At 68.7% G+C, this 18,006-nt stretch carries 17 protein-coding genes and 1 tRNA gene; 4 read left to right on the top strand and 14 right to left on the bottom strand.

What is annotated here, in order from left to right; all coding sequences use genetic code 11:
• Positions 1-85: 85 nt before the first annotated feature.
• The 14 genes from LF262_RS15365 to LF262_RS15300 all read right to left on the bottom strand — a co-directional run bounded on the left by LF262_RS15365 (position 86) and on the right by LF262_RS15300 (position 14,208).
• Positions 86-159: transfer RNA gene (locus LF262_RS15365), tRNA-Leu, on the bottom strand.
• A gap of 128 nt (positions 160-287) precedes the next feature.
• Entirely contained in the window at positions 288-1,766 is a 1,479-nt protein-coding gene (locus tag LF262_RS15360; protein WP_235781277.1) for an NAD(P)/FAD-dependent oxidoreductase, read from the bottom strand.
• A 32-nt stretch (positions 1,767-1,798) separates the two neighbouring features.
• Positions 1,799-3,166 (bottom strand): S8 family serine peptidase, encoded by a 1,368-nt coding sequence (locus tag LF262_RS15355; protein ID WP_235781276.1) that lies wholly within the window; start codon positions 3,164-3,166, stop codon positions 1,799-1,801.
• Positions 3,163-4,137, bottom strand: a complete 975-nt coding sequence (locus LF262_RS15350; protein WP_235781275.1) for a Ppx/GppA phosphatase family protein — start codon at positions 4,135-4,137, stop codon at positions 3,163-3,165. Before LF262_RS15350 ends, LF262_RS15355 begins: the two co-directional genes overlap by 4 nt.
• Positions 4,134-4,814, bottom strand: coding sequence for a DUF501 domain-containing protein (locus tag LF262_RS15345; RefSeq protein WP_372462789.1), 681 nt, complete (start codon positions 4,812-4,814; stop codon positions 4,134-4,136). Before LF262_RS15345 ends, LF262_RS15350 begins: the two co-directional genes overlap by 4 nt.
• Positions 4,815-4,892: 78 nt before the next feature.
• Positions 4,893-5,543, bottom strand: a complete 651-nt coding sequence (locus LF262_RS15340; RefSeq protein WP_235781274.1) for an FtsB family cell division protein — start codon at positions 5,541-5,543, stop codon at positions 4,893-4,895.
• Between the two features lie 155 nt (positions 5,544-5,698).
• Positions 5,699-6,979: a phosphopyruvate hydratase gene (eno, locus tag LF262_RS15335; RefSeq protein ID WP_235781273.1), complete on the bottom strand. Its 1,281-nt coding sequence runs from the start codon at positions 6,977-6,979 to the stop codon at positions 5,699-5,701.
• Positions 6,980-7,155: 176 nt separating this feature from the next.
• Entirely contained in the window at positions 7,156-7,869 is a 714-nt protein-coding gene (locus tag LF262_RS15330; protein ID WP_235781272.1) for a MazG nucleotide pyrophosphohydrolase domain-containing protein, read from the bottom strand.
• A 37-nt stretch (positions 7,870-7,906) separates the two neighbouring features.
• Complete coding sequence (locus LF262_RS15325) at positions 7,907-9,049, bottom strand: adenosine deaminase (protein ID WP_235781271.1); 1,143 nt, start codon at positions 9,047-9,049, stop codon at positions 7,907-7,909.
• Between the two features lie 47 nt (positions 9,050-9,096).
• Entirely contained in the window at positions 9,097-9,837 is a 741-nt protein-coding gene (locus LF262_RS15320) for a DedA family protein (RefSeq protein WP_235781270.1), read from the bottom strand.
• Positions 9,838-9,998: 161 nt separating this feature from the next.
• Complete coding sequence (locus LF262_RS15315; RefSeq protein WP_235781269.1) at positions 9,999-11,321, bottom strand: thymidine phosphorylase; 1,323 nt, start codon at positions 11,319-11,321, stop codon at positions 9,999-10,001.
• A gap of 19 nt (positions 11,322-11,340) precedes the next feature.
• Complete coding sequence (locus LF262_RS15310; protein ID WP_268933942.1) at positions 11,341-11,757, bottom strand: cytidine deaminase; 417 nt, start codon at positions 11,755-11,757, stop codon at positions 11,341-11,343.
• A gap of 49 nt (positions 11,758-11,806) precedes the next feature.
• Positions 11,807-13,006: an amidohydrolase gene (locus LF262_RS15305; protein WP_235781268.1), complete on the bottom strand. Its 1,200-nt coding sequence runs from the start codon at positions 13,004-13,006 to the stop codon at positions 11,807-11,809.
• Positions 13,007-13,047: 41 nt separating this feature from the next.
• Positions 13,048-14,208 (bottom strand): mannose-1-phosphate guanylyltransferase, encoded by a 1,161-nt coding sequence (locus LF262_RS15300; RefSeq protein ID WP_235781267.1) that lies wholly within the window; start codon positions 14,206-14,208, stop codon positions 13,048-13,050.
• Between the two features lie 253 nt (positions 14,209-14,461).
• On the opposite strand from LF262_RS15300, the gene sdhC reads away from it, so the two are divergent.
• From sdhC to LF262_RS15280, 4 genes are read left to right on the top strand one after another with little or no spacing between them, the layout of a single operon-like run.
• On the top strand, positions 14,462-14,842 hold the full coding sequence (gene sdhC / locus LF262_RS15295; protein ID WP_308190549.1) for a succinate dehydrogenase, cytochrome b556 subunit: 381 nt from the start codon (positions 14,462-14,464) through the stop codon (positions 14,840-14,842).
• A 1-nt stretch (position 14,843) separates the two neighbouring features.
• Complete coding sequence (locus LF262_RS15290; RefSeq protein WP_235781266.1) at positions 14,844-15,323, top strand: succinate dehydrogenase hydrophobic membrane anchor subunit; 480 nt, start codon at positions 14,844-14,846, stop codon at positions 15,321-15,323.
• Between the two features lie 37 nt (positions 15,324-15,360).
• Entirely contained in the window at positions 15,361-17,148 is a 1,788-nt protein-coding gene (gene sdhA / locus LF262_RS15285; RefSeq protein ID WP_235781265.1) for a succinate dehydrogenase flavoprotein subunit, read from the top strand.
• Positions 17,148-17,924 carry a succinate dehydrogenase iron-sulfur subunit gene (locus LF262_RS15280; RefSeq protein ID WP_235781264.1) on the top strand — a complete coding sequence of 259 codons (777 nt, stop codon included), beginning with the start codon at positions 17,148-17,150 and terminating at the stop codon, positions 17,922-17,924. Before sdhA ends, LF262_RS15280 begins: the two co-directional genes overlap by 1 nt.
• The last annotated feature ends 82 nt before the right edge of the window (positions 17,925-18,006 follow it).

The following is an 18,006-nucleotide window of genomic DNA, read 5'->3' as shown; positions in this document are numbered from 1 at the left end:
AAACAGGCTAATTGAACGTTTAAGGCAGGTCACAGTGATTCAGGTCACAGCCTTGTAACGGCTCTACCAGCTGGTATCTGCAGTGTGCCCCAGCAGGGACTCGAACCCTGACTGAACGGATTTTAAGTCCGCTGCCTCTGCCGATTGGGCTACTGGGGCATGTGCCACCCAGCCTACTTGGCGATGGATGCACGCGGCGGCGGCCGCCTCCCGAGCTGGAAGGCGGCCGCCGCCGTGGTGGTTCAGCGCCGCAAAGGCAACGACGAGGTGCGTCGACTTCTCGCCGACTACGCGCCGGCTGGCACCTTCTCGCCGGCCTCGTCAGCCTTGGCGGCCTGAGCCGGGGCTGGCGCGGCTGCAGCGGGCTTCGGGGCCGGCGCGGGCGCAGCGGGCTTCGGGGCCGGGCGCGCCGCCGTCTCGAAGGCCGCCCGCGGATTCTCGAGCCCTTGGAGCGGGGTCGTGTCGCGGCCCGCGAACAGCGAGGAGAACCAGTCCAAAACCACACGGAACTTGCGCTCCGCAGTCGGGATGGCCATGCCGTGGTAGCTGCGGTGCGCGAGCCAGGCGACGGGGCCCTTGAGGCCGATCCGGCCGAACAGGTTGATGTTCGCGACACCCTTCCAGGGACCGAAGCCGGCTACAGCACCCAGGTTCTTGTGCTTGTAGTCCGTGAGCGGCTTGTCCCAGCGGTTGGCCCACAGGTTCTTCGCAAGGACCTTGGCCTGGCGGAGGGCGTGCTGGGCGTTGGGAACGCACGTGCCGTCGGGAAGGCCCTTGCCGGTGAGGTCCGGCACGGCCGCAACGTCGCCAGCAGCCCACGCGTTCTCGATGATGCCCTCGTCCCCGGCGATGCGGAGGTCCGGCAGCACGCGGACACGGCCCCGCGGCTCAAGCGGGAAGTCGGTCGAGCGGACCATCGGGTTGGCCTGCACCCCGGCAGTCCAGATGAGGGTGTCGGCCTCGAACTCGTCCACGGGAGCCTTCTCGGGCATGCTGATGAGCTTCAGGGAGCCCTCGGCATTGGCGAGCGAGGTGTTGAGGAGCACCTCGATGCCGCGGCTCCGCAGGTGGCCCACCACCCAGTCGGCCTGCTCGGCGGTGACCTCGGGCATGATGCGCCCCATGGCCTCGACGAGGACGAAGCGCACCTCGTCCTGACGCAGGCGCCCGTTGTTGCGCACGGCCTCGCGGGCCAGGTCCTCGAGCTCGGCGATGGTCTCGATGCCTGCAAACCCGCCGCCAACGACGACGAACGTCAGCGCACGCTTCCGCTCTGCCGGGTCCGTTGCGGTGGAGGCGAACTCGATGCGCTCGACCACCTGGTTGCGGAGGGCAATTGCCTCCTCGATCGTCTTGTTGCCGATGCCCTTCTCGGCGAGGCCGGGGATCGGGAACGTGCGGGTGATCGCGCCCGCGGCGAGGACGACGTCCACGTAGGGGACCTCGATGGTGCCCTGGTCGCCCGGGAGCTCGACGACGGCCTTGCGGTTCTCGTGGTCGACGCTCATCACCGAGCCCTGGATGACCTCGCTCTCCTTGAGGTGCTCGCGGAGGGAGACGACGGCGTGGCGCGCCTCGATGTTGCCGCCCGCCACCTCCGGCAGGAACGGCTGGTACGTCATGTAGGGGTTCGGATCGACGACCGTGACGATGCCACCGGCCGTGGCGATCTTCTTCTGGAGGTTGAGGGCTACGTAGAGGCCGACATAGCCACCGCCGACGACAAGGACGCGGGGGCGATCGACAAGCTGCAGGAAGGAAGGCATGAATCAAGCGTAGCAGTTTGTGAAAAAATTCACTATCGGTTCCCGGGGGTGATGCGTGCCACATCGCGCTGCCCCTCGGATGGGATCCGCGCGCCGTCGTGCGCCCTCTCCCACAGCCCACGCCGCCGCACATGCACCGCCCCGCCAGCGGCGATCCCGAGCACTACGACCGCCGACCCGAGGACGGCCACCGCAGGCCACGGACTGTCGGTGGCGTCAATGCGAGGTGAGGGCGGCAAGGGCTCTGGAACGGCCTGGGCGGGAGCCGTTGGCCCGGCCGTCGCGTCCGATGCGCCCGGGGTGGCAGGGCTGCTCGCCGCACCCTTGCGGTGGACACGGATCCAGTCCGCAATGGACCCGAGCGGGTTCGCCTTGGTTTCCGGGACATCTGCCGTGAGCGCGGCCTCGGCGTCGAGGATTCCGCGCCCGTAGATCGGGTCGGCGCCAGGGGCGCCGACGTCCTTGGCCGTCGAGATGATCCGGTTGATGGTCTGCGCGGCGCTCATGTCGGGCCACTTCGAACGGATGAGCGCCGCCACGCCGGACACGATGGGCGCGGCGCCCGAGGTCCCGGCCCATTGTGCGTACTGGCCGTCCGGGAGGCCGCCGACGAGTTCTTCGGCGGGCGCCGCCACGCCGATGCTGATCCCCTGAGACGACGAGTCGATGCTGGCCTTCTGCTCGCGATCGAGCCCTGCCACTGTCAGGACGCCCGGGATCGTGGCGGGGGCGCCCACCTGGACGTTCCCGCCCACCCGGTTGCCCGCCGCCGCGACGAGCACAACGTCCTTCTGCTCGGCGTACTGGAATGCCGAGTCCCAGCTGGGCGGCCACACCGGCGACGCACTGCCGAGGGAGATGTTGATGACCTTGGCGCCCTGGTCCACAGCCCAGCGGACGGCGTCGGGGATTTGCTCAGTGTCCGAACGGCCGGCCGGGTTTGCCGAGCCAAGCCAGGTGGAGGCGGCGAGGATCTGGGACTCGGGCGCGACACCGACGATCCCGTCCGGGCCGCCGGCATCCTTCTTCGGGTCCTTCGCTGCGTCCGCGGCGTGTCCGCGGCCCGCAAGCATGGTGGCGACGAGTGTTCCGTGCTCGGGCCTCGCACCAATCGGCTTCTGCCCGTCCGCTCCCCCGGCCCCGGAGGAGTCATGCCCGCCCACGACGACGCCCCGCAGGTCGGGATGCGTTCCGTCGACGCCGCTGTCGATCACCGCGACTTTCACACCCGTGCCCTTCGACACCTCCCAGGCCTTCGCGATCCCGTACTCGCCGAGCCAGTACTCGCGATCCCGGATACTGTCCGCGGCCGCTCCGGGAGCCGTGCGCAGGAGCCCTACGGCCGCGAGGGCGAAGGCGAGCAGGGGCAGGATGGCGAGGGCGAGGGCGCGTCGGATCATGTGGCCTTCCGGTCCAGGGTGCTCAGGGCGATGCCGTCGAGGATGTCGTGCTCACTCGTCACGGCAGTCGAGATGCGGCCGCCGGTCAGCTCGGCGATGCGTGCCAGAATGCGGCGCCACACGAGTGCCCCAGCACCGATGACGTCGACGCGGCCCGGATGCATGTACGGCAGGGCGGCGCGCTCGGCGTGGGTGAGCGCGAGGAGGGACGTGCACGCGGCGCTGATCTCCCCGATTGTCAGCTCCGACGCGTGGATACGTTCCGGCTGATACCGAGGCAGGCGCAGCGCGTGGGCGGTGATGGTGGTGATGGAGCCCGCGACGCCGACCACGGCAGTCGCGTCCGCGAGCGGCACGCCTGCAAGGGCCACGTCAATGCCTGCCTCCACCTCGCGCTCCGCCGCGGCGATCTGCTCGGGCGTGGGCGGGTCCGAGCGGAGGTGGCGCTCGGTCAGTCGCACGCAGCCCAGGTCGATGGAACGGGCGGCCATCACACCACCCGCATCCCCCAGGACGAACTCCGTGCTGCCGCCGCCGAGGTCGACCACGAGCACGGGCCTGTCCGGTTCAAGCGCCAGGACGCTGGCGGCACCCGCAAAGCTCAGGGCCGCCTCTTCGGTACCCGGAATGATCTCGGCGTCTACGCCGAAGCGCTCGCGGATTCCAGCCATGAATTCATCCCGGTTGCGTGCGTCCCGCATGGCCGAGGTGGCAACGAACCGCACCCGCTCGGCGCCGAGGCCCCTGATCGTGGCGGCGTAGTCGTCGGCTGCCGTGAACGTGCGGGCCAATGCCTCCGGCGCGAGCATCCCGGTCGCGTCCACGCCCTGGCCGAGCCGGACTATCCGCATCTCCCGGTGCACGTCCGTGAGCCGCACACCCTCTGCCACGCGGTCACCTGCGGGCTCCTCGGCTTCGGCCACGAGCAGGCGGATGGAGTTCGTCCCACAGTCGATGCCCGCGACCCTCACTGGGCTCTCCCCTCGTTCGCGGCATTCTCCGGCCCTGCGGGCCGGTTCCGCTGTGGCGACGCCCTCCCGGTCATGGATGGCAGGCCCTGCGGACCGTGGCGGGACAGGTCCTGGTCCGGGACGGCACCAGCCGTGTCCCAGGCGCCGCCGCAGTAGCACCGATCCGCCGTCCACCATTCCGAGAGCGCTTCGATGGCCTCGTCCCCGAGCGGGTTGGCTCCGGGTCCGAGCGCGAGCGATTGGCCCACGAGCACGTGGAGGCATTTGACCCGGGACGGCATGCCGCCAGCCGACACGCCGTCAATCTCGGGCACGGGGCCGGTACCAGCACGGCGGCCGACCTCCCCGCGCGCGGCGAGGTAAGCCTCGTGCGCACGCCTGTAGGCAGCAGCGAGTTCGGGATCGGCCGTCAGGCGCTCGTTCATCTCGGCCATCAGCCCGGCCGCCTCGAGCCGCGACACTGCCGAGGTGATGACGGGGTGCGTGAGGTAGAACGTTGTAGGGAAGGGTGTCCCGTTGGAGAGCCTCGGCGCGGTGGCAGCGACGAGCGGGTTCCCGCAGATGCAGCGCGCCGAGATCGCCACCACGTCTCGCACCGGCCGGCCGAGCTGACGGCTCAGAGTCTCGAGGTCGGCGGCCGTAGGGGCATCGCTGGGGTTCGAGGGGATGTCGGTCACGATGATTCACTGTCCTTGCTGAGTATGGTGCCGCCGACGACGCTCCGCGCGTGCGGTGGGATTGCGCGTGTGGTGGGATCAGTCGGTGGCCGCGCGCACGAGCGAGTCCCAGAACCCCTGGGCCCACGGCTTCTCGCCCGCAGCGGGATCAGCGCCGCCGCCGCCTCTGCCGGCCTGCGCGCCAGCGTCTCCGAACACCCAGTACGCGGTCTCGCCGGGCATGACCATGTTAATGCGATCGCGTGCCTGCTGCTTGACGTAGTTCTGGTCCTCCCAGCGGCCGATGGACTGCCTGAGTGAGTCCTGCTCCGCCCTCTTGGCTGCGATGTCAGCTTGGAGCGAGCTGATTTCCGCTCGTTGCCCCAGGAACACCCGGACGGTCGGGGCGAGCATGATCGTGATGGCCACGAGCACGACTGCGAGGGCGATGATGCGCCCCGAGAACGCCCGGGCAGGAACGGGCCCCTCGTCGGTGGGGACGGGTGTCCGTAACGGGGTCTTGGGCCGGGCCTTCGTCCTGCCCTTCGATGCCTTCCCGGGCTTTTGGGGCTTTTCGGACTTCCCCCTTGCCGGTGTGGGCTCGGGAGCGCTGGCCTTCGCTGCTGCGAGCTTCGCGCCGGATCCCTGCGATGCGGCTGCATCCCGGATGGGCGCCTCCGCAGCCGGCGCTGAGCGCGAGGGCCGCTTCGGGGCCGGCGTGCGGGGCACTGCCGGTCGACGCGTCGCCATGGAAGCTCCTTGCGCTCGGGTTCCTACGAGTGTGCGGCCGCCGGAGTGCGCCACGGCGGCTATCGTCGTTTCACGATAGCCGCCGCGGGCCACGATTCGGCGTAGGCGCCCCCTGCCGGTGGCAGGTCGGGCGCCTGCGCCTCAGCGAAGGGCCCTCAGCCCTTGAAGCGCGGGAAGGCGCTACGGCCGGCGTAGCGGGCGGCGTTGTCGAGCTCCTCCTCGATGCGCAGGAGCTGGTTGTACTTGGCGACACGCTCGGAGCGGGCCGGTGCACCGGTCTTGATCTGGCCGGCGTTCGTCGCAACGCAGATGTCCGCGATCGTCGTGTCCTCGGTCTCGCCCGAACGGTGCGAGGTGATCGTGGTGTACCCGTTGCGCTGCGCGAGGGAGACGGCGTCGAGCGTCTCGGTGAGGGAACCGATCTGGTTGACCTTCACGAGCAACGAGTTGGCCGTCTTCGCGTTGATGCCCTGCTGGAGGCGCTCGGGGTTGGTCACGAACAGGTCGTCGCCGACGAGCTGGACCTTCTCCCCGATCATGTCGGTGAGGACCTTCCAGCCGTCCCAGTCGTTCTCGTCGAGCGGGTCCTCGATCGAGACGAGCGGGAAGTCCTCGACGAGGCCCGCGTAGTAGGCGCTCATCTCCTCCGCGGAAAGGGCCTTGCCTTCAAACTGGTAGGCGCCGTCCTGGAAGAACTCAGAGGACGCAACGTCCAGCGCCAGTGCGATGTCCGTGCCCGGCGTGTAGCCGGCCTTGGTGATCGCCTCGGTGATGAGCTCGAGGGCCGCTCGGTTGGACGGCAGGTTCGGCGCGAAGCCGCCCTCGTCGCCGAGGCCTGTGGAGAGGCCCTTCTCCTTCAGCACGCTCTTGAGGTTGTGGTACACCTCGACGCCCCAGCGCAGGCCCTCCGAGAACGTCTCGGCCCCGATCGGGGCGATCATGAACTCCTGGATGTCCACATCGGAATCGGCGTGCGAGCCGCCGTTGAGGATGTTCATCAGGGGCACGGGGAGCACATGGGCGTTCGGACCGCCGAGGTACTTGTACAGCGGCAGGTTGGCGGAGTCGGCCGCGGCGTTTGCTACGGCGAGGGAGACGCCGAGGATCGCGTTCGCGCCGAGGCTGCCCTTATTGGCGGTGCCGTCGAGATCGATCATGGCCTGGTCGATCGAACGCTGGTCGGTCGCGTCGAACCCGGTGAGGGCCGGGGCGATCTGGTCGAGGACGGCCTCGACAGCCTGCTGGACACCCTTGCCCTGATAGCGGCCCTTGTCGCCGTCGCGGCGCTCCACGGCCTCGAACTCGCCTGTCGAGGCACCCGACGGGACCGCTGCGCGGCCGAGGGAGCCGTCGCTGAGAAGGACCTCGACCTCGACCGTCGGGTTGCCCCGGGAGTCAAGGATCTCGCGGGCGTGGATGGCATCGATAAGCGCCATGGATGTGCTCCTTGGTGTGTGGAACGGTTCTGACGTGATGTGGCTCGGCCGCACGCAGTCACGGGGCAGCCACCGTGTCGCCCTCAGCCTATCCGCCTAGCCCGTGGGCGCGCGACCTGTGACGGACCGAGGCATGGCTGGCGATGAGGCGGCCGGGCCGGGCGGGGCGAGCTGGGTCAGAGCCGGCCGACGGCGCGGCGCAGTGCCCGTTCCCCGTCCAGCCCGCGGGCCCGAGCCTCTTGCACCACGCCCAGAAGCAGCTCCCCGAGCTCCTCCTCCGTCCGGAAGTCAACTGGCGCCCCGCATGCTGACACCGTGGCCGGGCCCCCCGAGACGGAGGTGGAGCCCTCCAGCGCACGACGGCGCTCGGCTCGCCCAAGGGCCTTCTGTGCGAGCGCCAGCGCGGGCAGGTGCCGCGGAAGCCCCTCGAGCGCGTCGGGACCGACCAGCCGAGGCGACTCGTCGCCGTCGCGCGTCCCCTCGCCGGAGGCAGCCGCCTTCGCCGCCTTCTCCTCCTTCTTGGCCGCATCCCACGAGGCGATGATCTCCTCGACCGTCGCGGGGAAGCTCGGCTGCAGGGCGCCGTCGGGCGTGAAGACGTGCCGGTTGCGGCGCACCATCTTCTCGGTGAGCGCCTCGGCCACAGCGTCGAGGTCGAACGCACCACGCCCGCGGGCGATCTCAGAGTGGAGGACCACTTGCAGGAGCACGTCCGCGAGTTCACCCTTGAGCTCCGCCTCGGGCTGGCCGTCCTCGATGGCCTCGACCAGCTCGTAGGACTCCTCGATGAGGTAGGTCACGAGCGAGCCGTGCGTGAGCGCCGCTGTCCACAGGCAGTGCTCCCGCAGGAGGCGCACTACCTCGACGAGGCGGTCGACGGCGGCACTCACCCGCCGCTCCTCGGGCTGGCCGTGGCGTTTCCCACCTCTAGTCGGCCAGGTTCGCGTAGGCCTCGTTGATGTACTCGACGAGGTCTTCCCGGTCCTCGAGCGGGAGGAACGCGGCCTCGGCAGCGTTGAGCGTGAGTTCGAGGAGATCGTCGAGATCGTAGTCGAACGCCTCGACGAGCAGTTCGAACTCGTCGGTGAGGGTCACGCCGCTCATGAGCCGGTTGTCAGCGTTGACCGTGACGTTGAAGCCGAGCTCGTAGAGCATGTCGAACGGGTGGTCGAGGATGTCCTCGCCCCACTTGGCGATCGCTCCCGTCTGCAGGTTCGAGGACGGGCAGAGCTCGAGCGGAATCCCGCGGTCGCGCACCCACGCGGCGAGGGGCCCGAGCGTCACGTCGAGGATCGGCACGCCATCGTCGTCGACCTCGTCCGTGGACTCCACCGCAATGTCCTCCGCGATGCGCACGCCGTGCCCGAGCCGGAGCGCGCGGCCGTCCACGAGTGCGGACTGGATGCTGTCCAGCCCGGCGGCCTCGCCAGCGTGCACGGTCGCGGGGAAGCTGTTCCGGGCGAGGTAGGTGAAGGCCTCGGCGAAGCGGGACGGCGGGAATCCCTCCTCTGCCCCCGCGATGTCGAACCCGACGGCGCCGCGGTCTCGGTGGCGTACGGCGAGTTCGGCGATCTCCTGGGAGTTGTCCGCATGGCGCATCGCCGTGATGAGCTGGCCCACTGCGATGATCCGCCCTGACTCCTCGACAGCGGCCATCCCGTCCTCGAGGCCGGCCTGGACCGCCTCGACCGCCTCGTCGAGTGTGAGCCCCTGGTTGAGGTGCTGTTCAGGCGCCCAGCGCACCTCGCCGTACACCACACCGTCATCCGCGAGGTCCTCGACGAACTCCTTGGCGATCCGTCGCAGCGCAGGGGCGGTCTGCATGACGGCGATCGTGTGGTCGAAAGTCTCGAGATAGCGCGGCAGGGAGCCCGAACCGGCTGCATCACGGAACCATTGGCCGAGGGCAACAGGGTCCGTGGACGGGAGCTCGTGGCCGATCTCGGCGGCAAGCTCGATGATGGTCGCGGTGCGGACGCCACCGTCGAGGTGGTCATGGAGGGACACCTTCGGGAGGATACGCAGGTCGAAGGCGAGGTCCGGGGCGTCGTCGATGTTCGGCTCAGTCACGCCACAACTCTAAAGAAGGCACGGCCCGGGAGCCAGCAGGACAGCGTCTAGTCGCCCGGCGTCGGGCTGACGGCGCGATCACGGGGCGAGTAGTCGTCGGCCGGCGCATGCGGGTGGAGGCGCTGCTCGCGCTCGTGCTCGGCGGCCGCCGCCGCTGCGGCCTTCTTGGCGTCCACGGTGTCCCGCCACCGGTGGAAGACCGTGATGGCATGATCAAGCCCGATGCCGAGGACCAGGGCGAACACCACTGCCACCACGACACTCAGGAGAGGATTGTGGTGCAGCCACGGGAAGGAGCTCGCGAGCAGGCCCACCCCGAGGGAGTAGCCCACCCAGGTCAGGCACGCGAAGGCGTCGAGCCAGAAGAACGTGCGGTGCCGGAATCCGGTGCTGCCGGAGACGTAGTTGACGGCGACGCGGCCCCAGGGGATGTACCGCGCGGTGAAGATGAGCACGGCTCCGCGCTTGTCGAGCTCGTACCTCGCCCACCCGAAGACCTTCTGCACACGTTTACGGCGCATCCACTTCCACCGGTCGGTGCCGATCTTGCGCCCGAGGAGATATGCCATGTTGTCCCCGCACATGGCGCCGACGAGCGCGGTGAGGCCCAGGATCCACAGGTTCGGTTCTCCCGAATGGCGCCAGTACGCCGCGAGCGCGACGATGAGCGTCTCGCTCGGGGCAATCATCGCGAAGCCGTCAACGAAGAAGAAGACGAGCAGCACCGGGTAGATCCACCATTGCCCGGCGGCATGGAGAATCGCTCCGTTGATGAGCTCAAGCGACATGGGGCGGTGCTCCTCGGACTAATAGACCTTATCAAGTGTCCCATGCCGGGCTCACTCCGGCTATCCACCGGAAGACCCACGCCTGGCCGGCCCGTGTCATCCCCGCGGACGACGCCGCACGGCTGGCATCGCGGCCACCGCCTCGCGACGCGCGGGGCTGCTCAGGCGATCCGGTCGATGATGAGTCTGCGTGCAGGCCGCGAGCCGTCCGGCGCGATGGTAACGGCGCCATCGAGGGCCTCCTTGGCCCGGGCAAACCGGTCGGGGGTGTCGGTCAGGAGCGTCATGAGTGGTTCGCCCGCGCGGACAGTCGCGCCCGGCTTGGCGTGGAGGCGGACGCCGGCCCCTGGCTGGACCGCGTCTTCCTTGCGCGCTCTCCCCGCGCCCAGACGCCACGCCGCCACGCCCACGGAGAGGGCGTCGAGCCCCACGAGCACACCGTCCGCCGGGGCGTAGACCGTCTCGGACTCCTTGGCTCGCGGAAGCGGAGCGTCCGGGTCGCCTCCCTGCGCAGTGATCATGCGCCGCCAAACATCCATGGCGCGTCCGTCCCTCAGCGCGGCGGCCGGGTCGCCATCGTGCACCCCCGCGCCGGCCAGCATCTCCTCGGCGAGGCGGACCGTCAGCTCGACGACGTCCTCCGGGCCGCCGCCAGCGAGCACTTCGACGGACTCCTCGACCTCGATTGCGTTGCCCGCGGTGAGACCGAGTGGAGTGCCCATGTCGGTCAGAAGTGCCACGGTGTGGACCCCTGCATCGCTGCCGAGGGCCACCATCGTCTGCGCGAGCTCACGGGCCTGTGCCTCGTCCTTCATGAAGGCGCCGGTGCCGACCTTCACATCGAGTACGAGGGTGCCTGTGCCCTCAGCGATCTTCTTGCTCATGATGGAGGAGGCGATGAGCGGGATCGCCTCAACCGTTCCCGTCACATCGCGCAGCGCGTACAGCTTCTTGTCCGCAGGGGCCAGCCCCGCGCCCGCGGCGCACACGACGGCGCCGACCTCGCCGAGCTGGGCCATCATCTCCCCGTTGGTGAGCGATGCCCTCCACCCGGGAATCGACTCGAGCTTGTCCAGCGTGCCGCCCGTGTGCCCCAGCCCGCGGCCCGAGAGCTGCGGGACGGCCACGCCGAAGACCGCCACGAGCGGGGCCAGCGGGAGGGTGATCTTGTCCCCCACGCCTCCGGTGGAGTGCTTGTCAGCTGTGGGGCGCTGCGCCCCGCCAGGGGAGTGCAGCGACGAGAAGTCCAGCCGCTCGCCGGAGGCGATCATCGCCGTCGTCCATCGGGCGGTCTCCCGGTGCGTCATGCCGTTGAGGAGTATCGCCATCGCCAGGGCAGACATCTGCTCGTCGGCGACGTCGCCGCGTGTGTAGGCGTCGATGACCCAGTCGATCTGGGCGTCGCTGAGCTCATGGCGGTCGCGTTTGCGCCGGATGACGTCGACGGCGTCGAAGGGCTCTGCCGAAGAGAAGACTGCGCTCATGGTGGGTGCTTCCCTCCTGTCAGTTCTCGAGATTCTGGGGACCGAACGCGTCCGGGAGGACCTCGTCCATGGTCCGCACCCCGCTCACCGTTGCCAGCAGCATTCCCGGCGCACGGAACTCGTAGAGCAGCTGGCGGCAGCGGCCGCACGGCATGAGCACGCTGCCGGAGGCGTCGACGCACACGAATGCGGTGATCCGGCCGCCCCCGCCGAGCCGGAGCTGGCCGACGAGGGTGCACTCAGCGCACAGCGTCAGCCCGTAGGATGCGTTCTCGACGTTGCAGCCCGTGATGATCCGGCCGTCGTCGACGAGTGCCGCCGCTCCGACCGGATAATTCGAGTACGGGACGTAAGCGTGGCGCATCGCGTCCGCGGCCTCCGCCGTGAGCGCGGGCCAGTCGATCTCTGGCCGTGTGCCGGGTTCACTGCTTGCCATACGGGATGCCCTCCTTCGCCGGTAGCCGCGCGCGTCCCACGAGGCCCGCTCAGAGGTCGCGCACGCTCCTGAGCGCTGCGGCGGCCAGGACCTGCACGCCATATCCGATCGCGGCCTCGTCCACCACGTAGTCTCCCCGGTGGAGGTCGTACTCCTCACCGCCGGGGGTGTGGGTCCCGAGGCGGAACATCGAGCCGGGGACCTCCGAGAGGAACCACGCGAAGTCCTCCCCGCCCATCGACTGCGGAGTCAGGACCACGGCGGCCTCCCCGAGCTCAGCACGTGCGGCTGCCTCGAACAACGCTGTCTCGTGCTCGGCGTTCACCACCGGGGGGACTCCCCGGATGTGCTCGAGGCTTACGTCCACGCCGTAGGGTGCCGCGACCTGCTGGACCACCTCATCGAGGAGCTCCCCGGCGCTGTGCCACGCTTCGCGGTCCAGGCACCGCATAGTCCCAGCCATCGACCCCGATGCCGGAATGGCATTGGGCGCTGCGCCGGCGGAGATCTGGCCCCAGACCACGGAGACCCCGCTGCGGACATCCACGCGCCGCGAGAGGACCGCGGGGACGTTGATGGCGATCTGGGCGAGGGCGAAGACCAGATCCTCGGTCAAGTGCGGGCGCGACGTGTGCCCGCCCCGGCCCGTGAGCGAGATCCGAACAGTATCGGACGCGGACGTGATGGGCCCGATGCGCGTGCCGATCCTGCCGACCTCGATCCGCGGATCACAGTGCAGCGCCATGATGCGCGGAACACCCGAGAGCACTCCCTGGTCGATGCAGGCGAGGGCGCCGCCTGGCATCGTCTCCTCGGCTGGCTGGAAGATGACCCTCACGGTGGCCCCGAGCGGGCTCTCGCGGTCCATCTCCGCCAGGAAGAGCGCCACCCCGAGGGCCACTGTGGTGTGGACGTCGTGGCCGCAGGCGTGCGTCACGCCATGGTTGCGTGAGGCGAACGGCAGGCCGGTCTCCTCGATGATGGGGAGGGCGTCGATGTCGCCGCGGATGGCTGTGGCGATGGCGCCGGATCCCACATCGACGACGACCCCTGTCCCGTTGAGCCGCTTCGGGGCGAGCCCGGCAGCCTCCAGCCGGGCCATGATCCGGTCGGTGGTGCGGTACTCGTGGAACGAGAGTTCTGGGTGCGAGTGGAGGTCTCTCCGGAAGGCGATCAGCTCTGGCAGGAAGGCCTCGAGCCTCGGGCCCACGACCGGTGTGGGTTCGGTCTCCGTCGTGTAGTTTCGCACCCGTTCACTCTAGCGTCACCGCGTGGTGCGGGCGGAGGGCATCACAGCACGTCGATATCGCCCTTGGCCTTCAGGCCGGCCACGGCGTTCTTCACCTTCTGGGCGTGCTCAGTCGTGGTAACAAGGAGCGCGTCGGGCGTGTCCACGATCACGACGTCCTTGATGCCGATGAGCGCGATGACCCGCTTGGTGTCCGAGACGACGATCCCGCTGGCGTCCTCAGTGAAGACGCGGGCCCCCTCACCCATCACCGTGACGCGCTCCGCCTCGCGTGCGCTGTTGAGCCGGCCGAGCGCGGCGAAGTCGCCCACGTCGTCCCAGCGGAACGCGCCGGGCACGACGGCGACGTCCCCGGCGACGGCGGCAGGCTCGGCGACGGCGTAGTCGATCGCGATCTTGGGCAGCGTGGGCCAGACCCGTGCCGCGACCTCATCCCGGGCGGGAGTGTCCCAGGCGTTGGCGATCTCGGTGAGGCCGGCGTGCAGCTCGGGCTGATTGGCCTTGAGGTGGTGGAGCATGAGGGCCACCGGCGCGACGAACATGCCTGCGTTCCACAGGTACTCCCCTGTGGCCAGGTACTTCTCCGCAACCTCGAGGCTGGGCTTCTCGACGAATTCGACGACGGAGCGCGCGCTGGGTGCGCCCGGGACGTCGAGCGCCTCCCCTCCACGGATGTACCCGAACCCTGTCGAGGGGTGGGTCGGCTCGATCCCGATCGTGACGATCTTGCCGTGTGGACCAGCTGCAGCGGTGTGGATGGCCTCACGTACGGCCGCTTGGAAGACGGAGTCTGGCGAGATGACCTGGTCCGCTGCGAAGGAGCCCATGATGGTGTCCGGGTTTCGGCGGTAGAGGATCGCCGCGGCGAGGCCGATCGCCGCGGCGGAGTCCTTCGGCTCGCTCTCGAGCACGAGGTCGGCGGAGGCGAGTTCCGGGATCTGCCGGCACACGGCCACGCGGTGGGCGTCGCCCGTCACCACGAGGAATCGGCCCCCGGCCAAAGGCGCCAGGCGGTCGTACGTTGCGCGGATCAGGGTGCTGCCCGACCCCGTGAGGTCGTGGAGGAACTTCGGGGCGGCAGCGCGCGATAGCGGCCAGAGCCGGGTACCCACGCCGCCAGCCGGGATCACGGCAACGAACCGGTCGAGCGGGTCGGCGGCGGCGGGCGTAGCATCCCCGGCGGGGGCTGGAAAGTCAGTCATCGCCCTCCACTGTAGTTGAACGGGGCACAGTCCCCCTCGCCCATGTGGAGTGCAACGGCAGCTCACTGTGAGAATCACCACTGCCTTAACATCTGCCCCAGGGCGAATTGAGTAAGCTGAGGGCGAAGTCTAGATTTAGGCTGGAGCTCGACTAGTGAGCGCGCCCTGCAGCACGGCAGGGCCACTCCGCACCGGTTGCCCCCTCCGCATGGGCCCCATGCGGGCACCCGGTGCCCGCAGGGAGGTTTATTCAGTGCCGACAAAACCAGCTGGCACCCTGTACCGCGGCCATGAAGGCATGTGGTCTTGGGTGATACACCGGATCACCGGAGTCGTGATCTTCTTCTTCTTGTTGGTGCACGTCCTGGACACGTCGCTGGTGCGGGTGTCCCCCGAGGTGTACACGGCCGTCATCGCCGAATACAAGAACCCGCTCATGGCCCTTGGGGAGACGGGCCTCGTCGCCGCGATCCTCTTCCATGCGTTCAATGGCCTCCGGGTGGTCCTCGTGGACTTCTGGAAGAACGGCCCGAAGTACCAGCGTCAGATGCTCTGGACCGTCGTCGTCGTCTGGATTATCGCCTTCGTGGGCTTCGCCATCCGCCACCTCTCACTCGCGCTGGGGGCACACTGACATGACCACTGCACCTGAAATCCGCGAGCCGCGCAGCACCTCCGTCACCGGCCGCATCGCCCCGCAGTACCAGCGCGCGGGCGGTTCCAAGGGCCAGTTCGAGATGGCCGCATGGGTGTTCATGCGCCTCTCCGGCATCGTCCTGGTCGTCCTCATCTTCGGCCACCTGACGGTCAACCTCCTGGTGGGCGAGGGAGTCCACGGAATCGACTTCGGCTTTGTGGCCGGGAAGTGGGCCGACCCGTTCTGGCAGTTCTGGGACCTTGCGATGCTATGGCTCGCGATGCTCCACGGCACCAACGGGGTCCGCACGATCATCAACGACTACGCCGAGCGCGACGCCGTCCGCTTCTGGCTCAAGGTGGTCTTGCTCGCTGCGGCCGCCATCATCGTGATCCTCGGCACGCTCGTGATCTTCACGTTCGATCCGTGCCCGCACGGTGTCACGACCGGCCTCCCCGACTTCTGCCCCGCCGCGTAACCGGCGGAATTCCCGCAAGAGAAAAGAGCATCAAAGCATGCAGGTCCACAAATACGATGTGGTGATCGTCGGCGCCGGTGGCGCTGGCATGCGCGCAGCGATCGAGTCCGGCCAGCGTGCCCGGACCGCCGTGCTGACCAAGCTGTATCCCACCCGTTCGCACACGGGCGCTGCACAGGGCGGAATGTGCGCGGCCCTGGCCAACGTCGAAGAGGACAACTGGGAGTGGCACACCTTCGACACCGTCAAGGGCGGCGACTACCTCGTTGACCAGGATGCAGCGGAGGTCATGGCCAAGGAAGCCATCGACGCGGTCCTGGACCTTGAGAAGATGGGCCTTCCCTTCAACCGCACCCCTGAGGGGCGGATTGACCAGCGGCGCTTCGGCGGCCACACACGGGACCACGGCAAGGCCCCGGTACGCCGTGCGTGCTATGCCGCCGACCGCACCGGCCACATGATCCTCCAGACCCTGTACCAGAACTGCGTGAAGCACAACGTCGAGTTCTACAACGAGTACTACGTGCTCGACCTCCTGGTCGTCGAGGAGGACGCAACCCGCGAGGACGGCTCCGTCTACAAGCAGAAGCGCGTGGCCGGCGTCGTGAGCTACGATCTGGCCTCCGGCGAGCTGCACGTGTTCCAGGCCAAGTCCGTCGTGTTCGCCACGGGCGGCGCGGGGAAGGTCTTCAAGACGACCTCGAACGCCCACACCCTCACCGGTGACGGCATGGGCATCGCATTCCGCCGCGGCATCCCGCTCGAGGACATGGAGTTCATCCAGTTCCACCCGACCGGCCTGGCCGGCCTTGGCATCCTCCTCTCCGAGGCAGCCCGTGGTGAGGGCGCGATCCTGCGCAACTCCGAAGGCGAGCGCTTCATGGAGCGCTACGCGCCGACCATCAAGGACCTCGCACCGCGCGACATCGTGGCCCGCTCGATGGCCAACGAAGTCCGCGAGGGCCGCGGGTGCGGCCCGAACAAGGACTACGTGCTCCTCGACCTCACTCACCTCGAGCCGGCGCACATTGACGCCAAGCTCCCGGACATCACCGAGTTCGCACGCACGTACCTCGGCGTGGAGCCCTACACCGAGCCCGTCCCGGTGTTCCCGACCTGCCACTACGTCATGGGCGGGGTGCCCACGAACATCAAGGGCGAGGTCCTCCAGGACAACGACATGGTCATCCCCGGCCTGTACGCCGCGGGCGAGGTCGCGTGCGTGTCGGTGCACGGCTCCAACCGCCTCGGCACCAACTCACTGCTGGACATCAACGTGTTCGGCAAGCGCTCCGGCATCAACGCCGCGGAGTACGCCAAGACCGCCGACTTCGTGGAGCTCCCGGAAAGCCCGGCCGCGGCCACGGTCGCACTGCTCGACGCCGTCCGCACAGCCTCCGGCACAGAGCGGATTGCCTCGATCCGCGCCGACCTGCAGGAGACCATGGACGCGAACATGCAGGTGTTCCGCACCAAGGACTCGATCGACAAGGCCCTCGCCGACATCTCGGCCCTCCGGCTGCGCTACCAGAACATCGGCATCCAGGACAAGGGCAAGCGCTTCAACCTCGACCTCCTCGAGGCCGTTGAGCTCGGCTTCCTCCTGGACCTCGCCGAGGTCATGACGGTTGCCGCCCTGCATCGCAAGGAGTCCCGCGGCGGCCACTACCGCGAGGACTTCCCCGACCGCGACGACGCCAACTGGATGAAGCACACGATGCTGTACAAGGACGCCGCCGCCGAGACCGAGGGCATCACGGGCATCCGCTTCGGCACGAAGCCCGTGATCTTCACCCGTTACGAGCCGATGGAGCGTAAGTACTGATGTCAACTGTAGAGCCCGCTTCGAAGGTCGAGCTGCCCGCGAGCGTGGGCGGCGGGGGCGAGATCCCCACGTTCGACGTCACGCTCCGGGTGCGCCGGTACGATCCCGAGGTGTCGGACGAGCATCACTGGGACGAGTTCAAGCTCACGATGTACGGCACGGACCGCGTGCTCGACGCCCTGCACAAGGTCAAGTGGGAGATCGACGGCTCGCTGTCGTTCCGACGCTCGTGCGCACACGGCGTGTGCGGCTCGGATGCCATGCGCATTAACGGCCGCAACCGGCTCGCGTGCAAGACCCTCCTGAAGGACCTCGACACGTCCAAGCCGATCACGGTGGAGCCCATCAAGGCCCTACCGGTCGAGAAGGACCTCATCGTGGACATGGAGCCGTTCTTCCAGTCCTACCGCGAGATCATGCCGTTCCTCATCTCGAAGGGCCATGTGCCCACGAAGGAGCGCATCCAGTCTCCCGAGGACCGCGAGCGGTTCGACGACACCACGAAGTGCATCCTGTGTGCCGCGTGCACCTCGTCGTGCCCGGTCTTCTGGACGGACGGGCAGTACTTCGGCCCGGCGGCGATCGTCAACGCGCACCGCTTCATCTTCGACTCGCGCGATGACGCTGGGGACATGCGCCTCGAGATCCTCAACGACAAGGAAGGCGTGTGGCGCTGCCGCACCGTCTTCAACTGCACGGAGGCGTGCCCCCGCGGCATCCAGGTGACCAAGGCGATCGCCGAGGTCAAGCAGGCTATCCTGACCCGCAAGGTCTGACGCCTCCCCTCCCCTACGTCCGAGGGGCGCCGCTCGTGAGCGGCGCCCCTCGGCGCGTTTGGCGTGCCTTGGCCACCATTAG

Source organism: Sinomonas notoginsengisoli, from assembly GCF_021554725.1.
Classification (GTDB): domain Bacteria; phylum Actinomycetota; class Actinomycetes; order Actinomycetales; family Micrococcaceae; genus Sinomonas; species Sinomonas notoginsengisoli.
The sequence above is the reverse complement of the archived record's forward strand: the minus strand, read 5'-3'. Positions and strand labels throughout refer to the sequence as shown.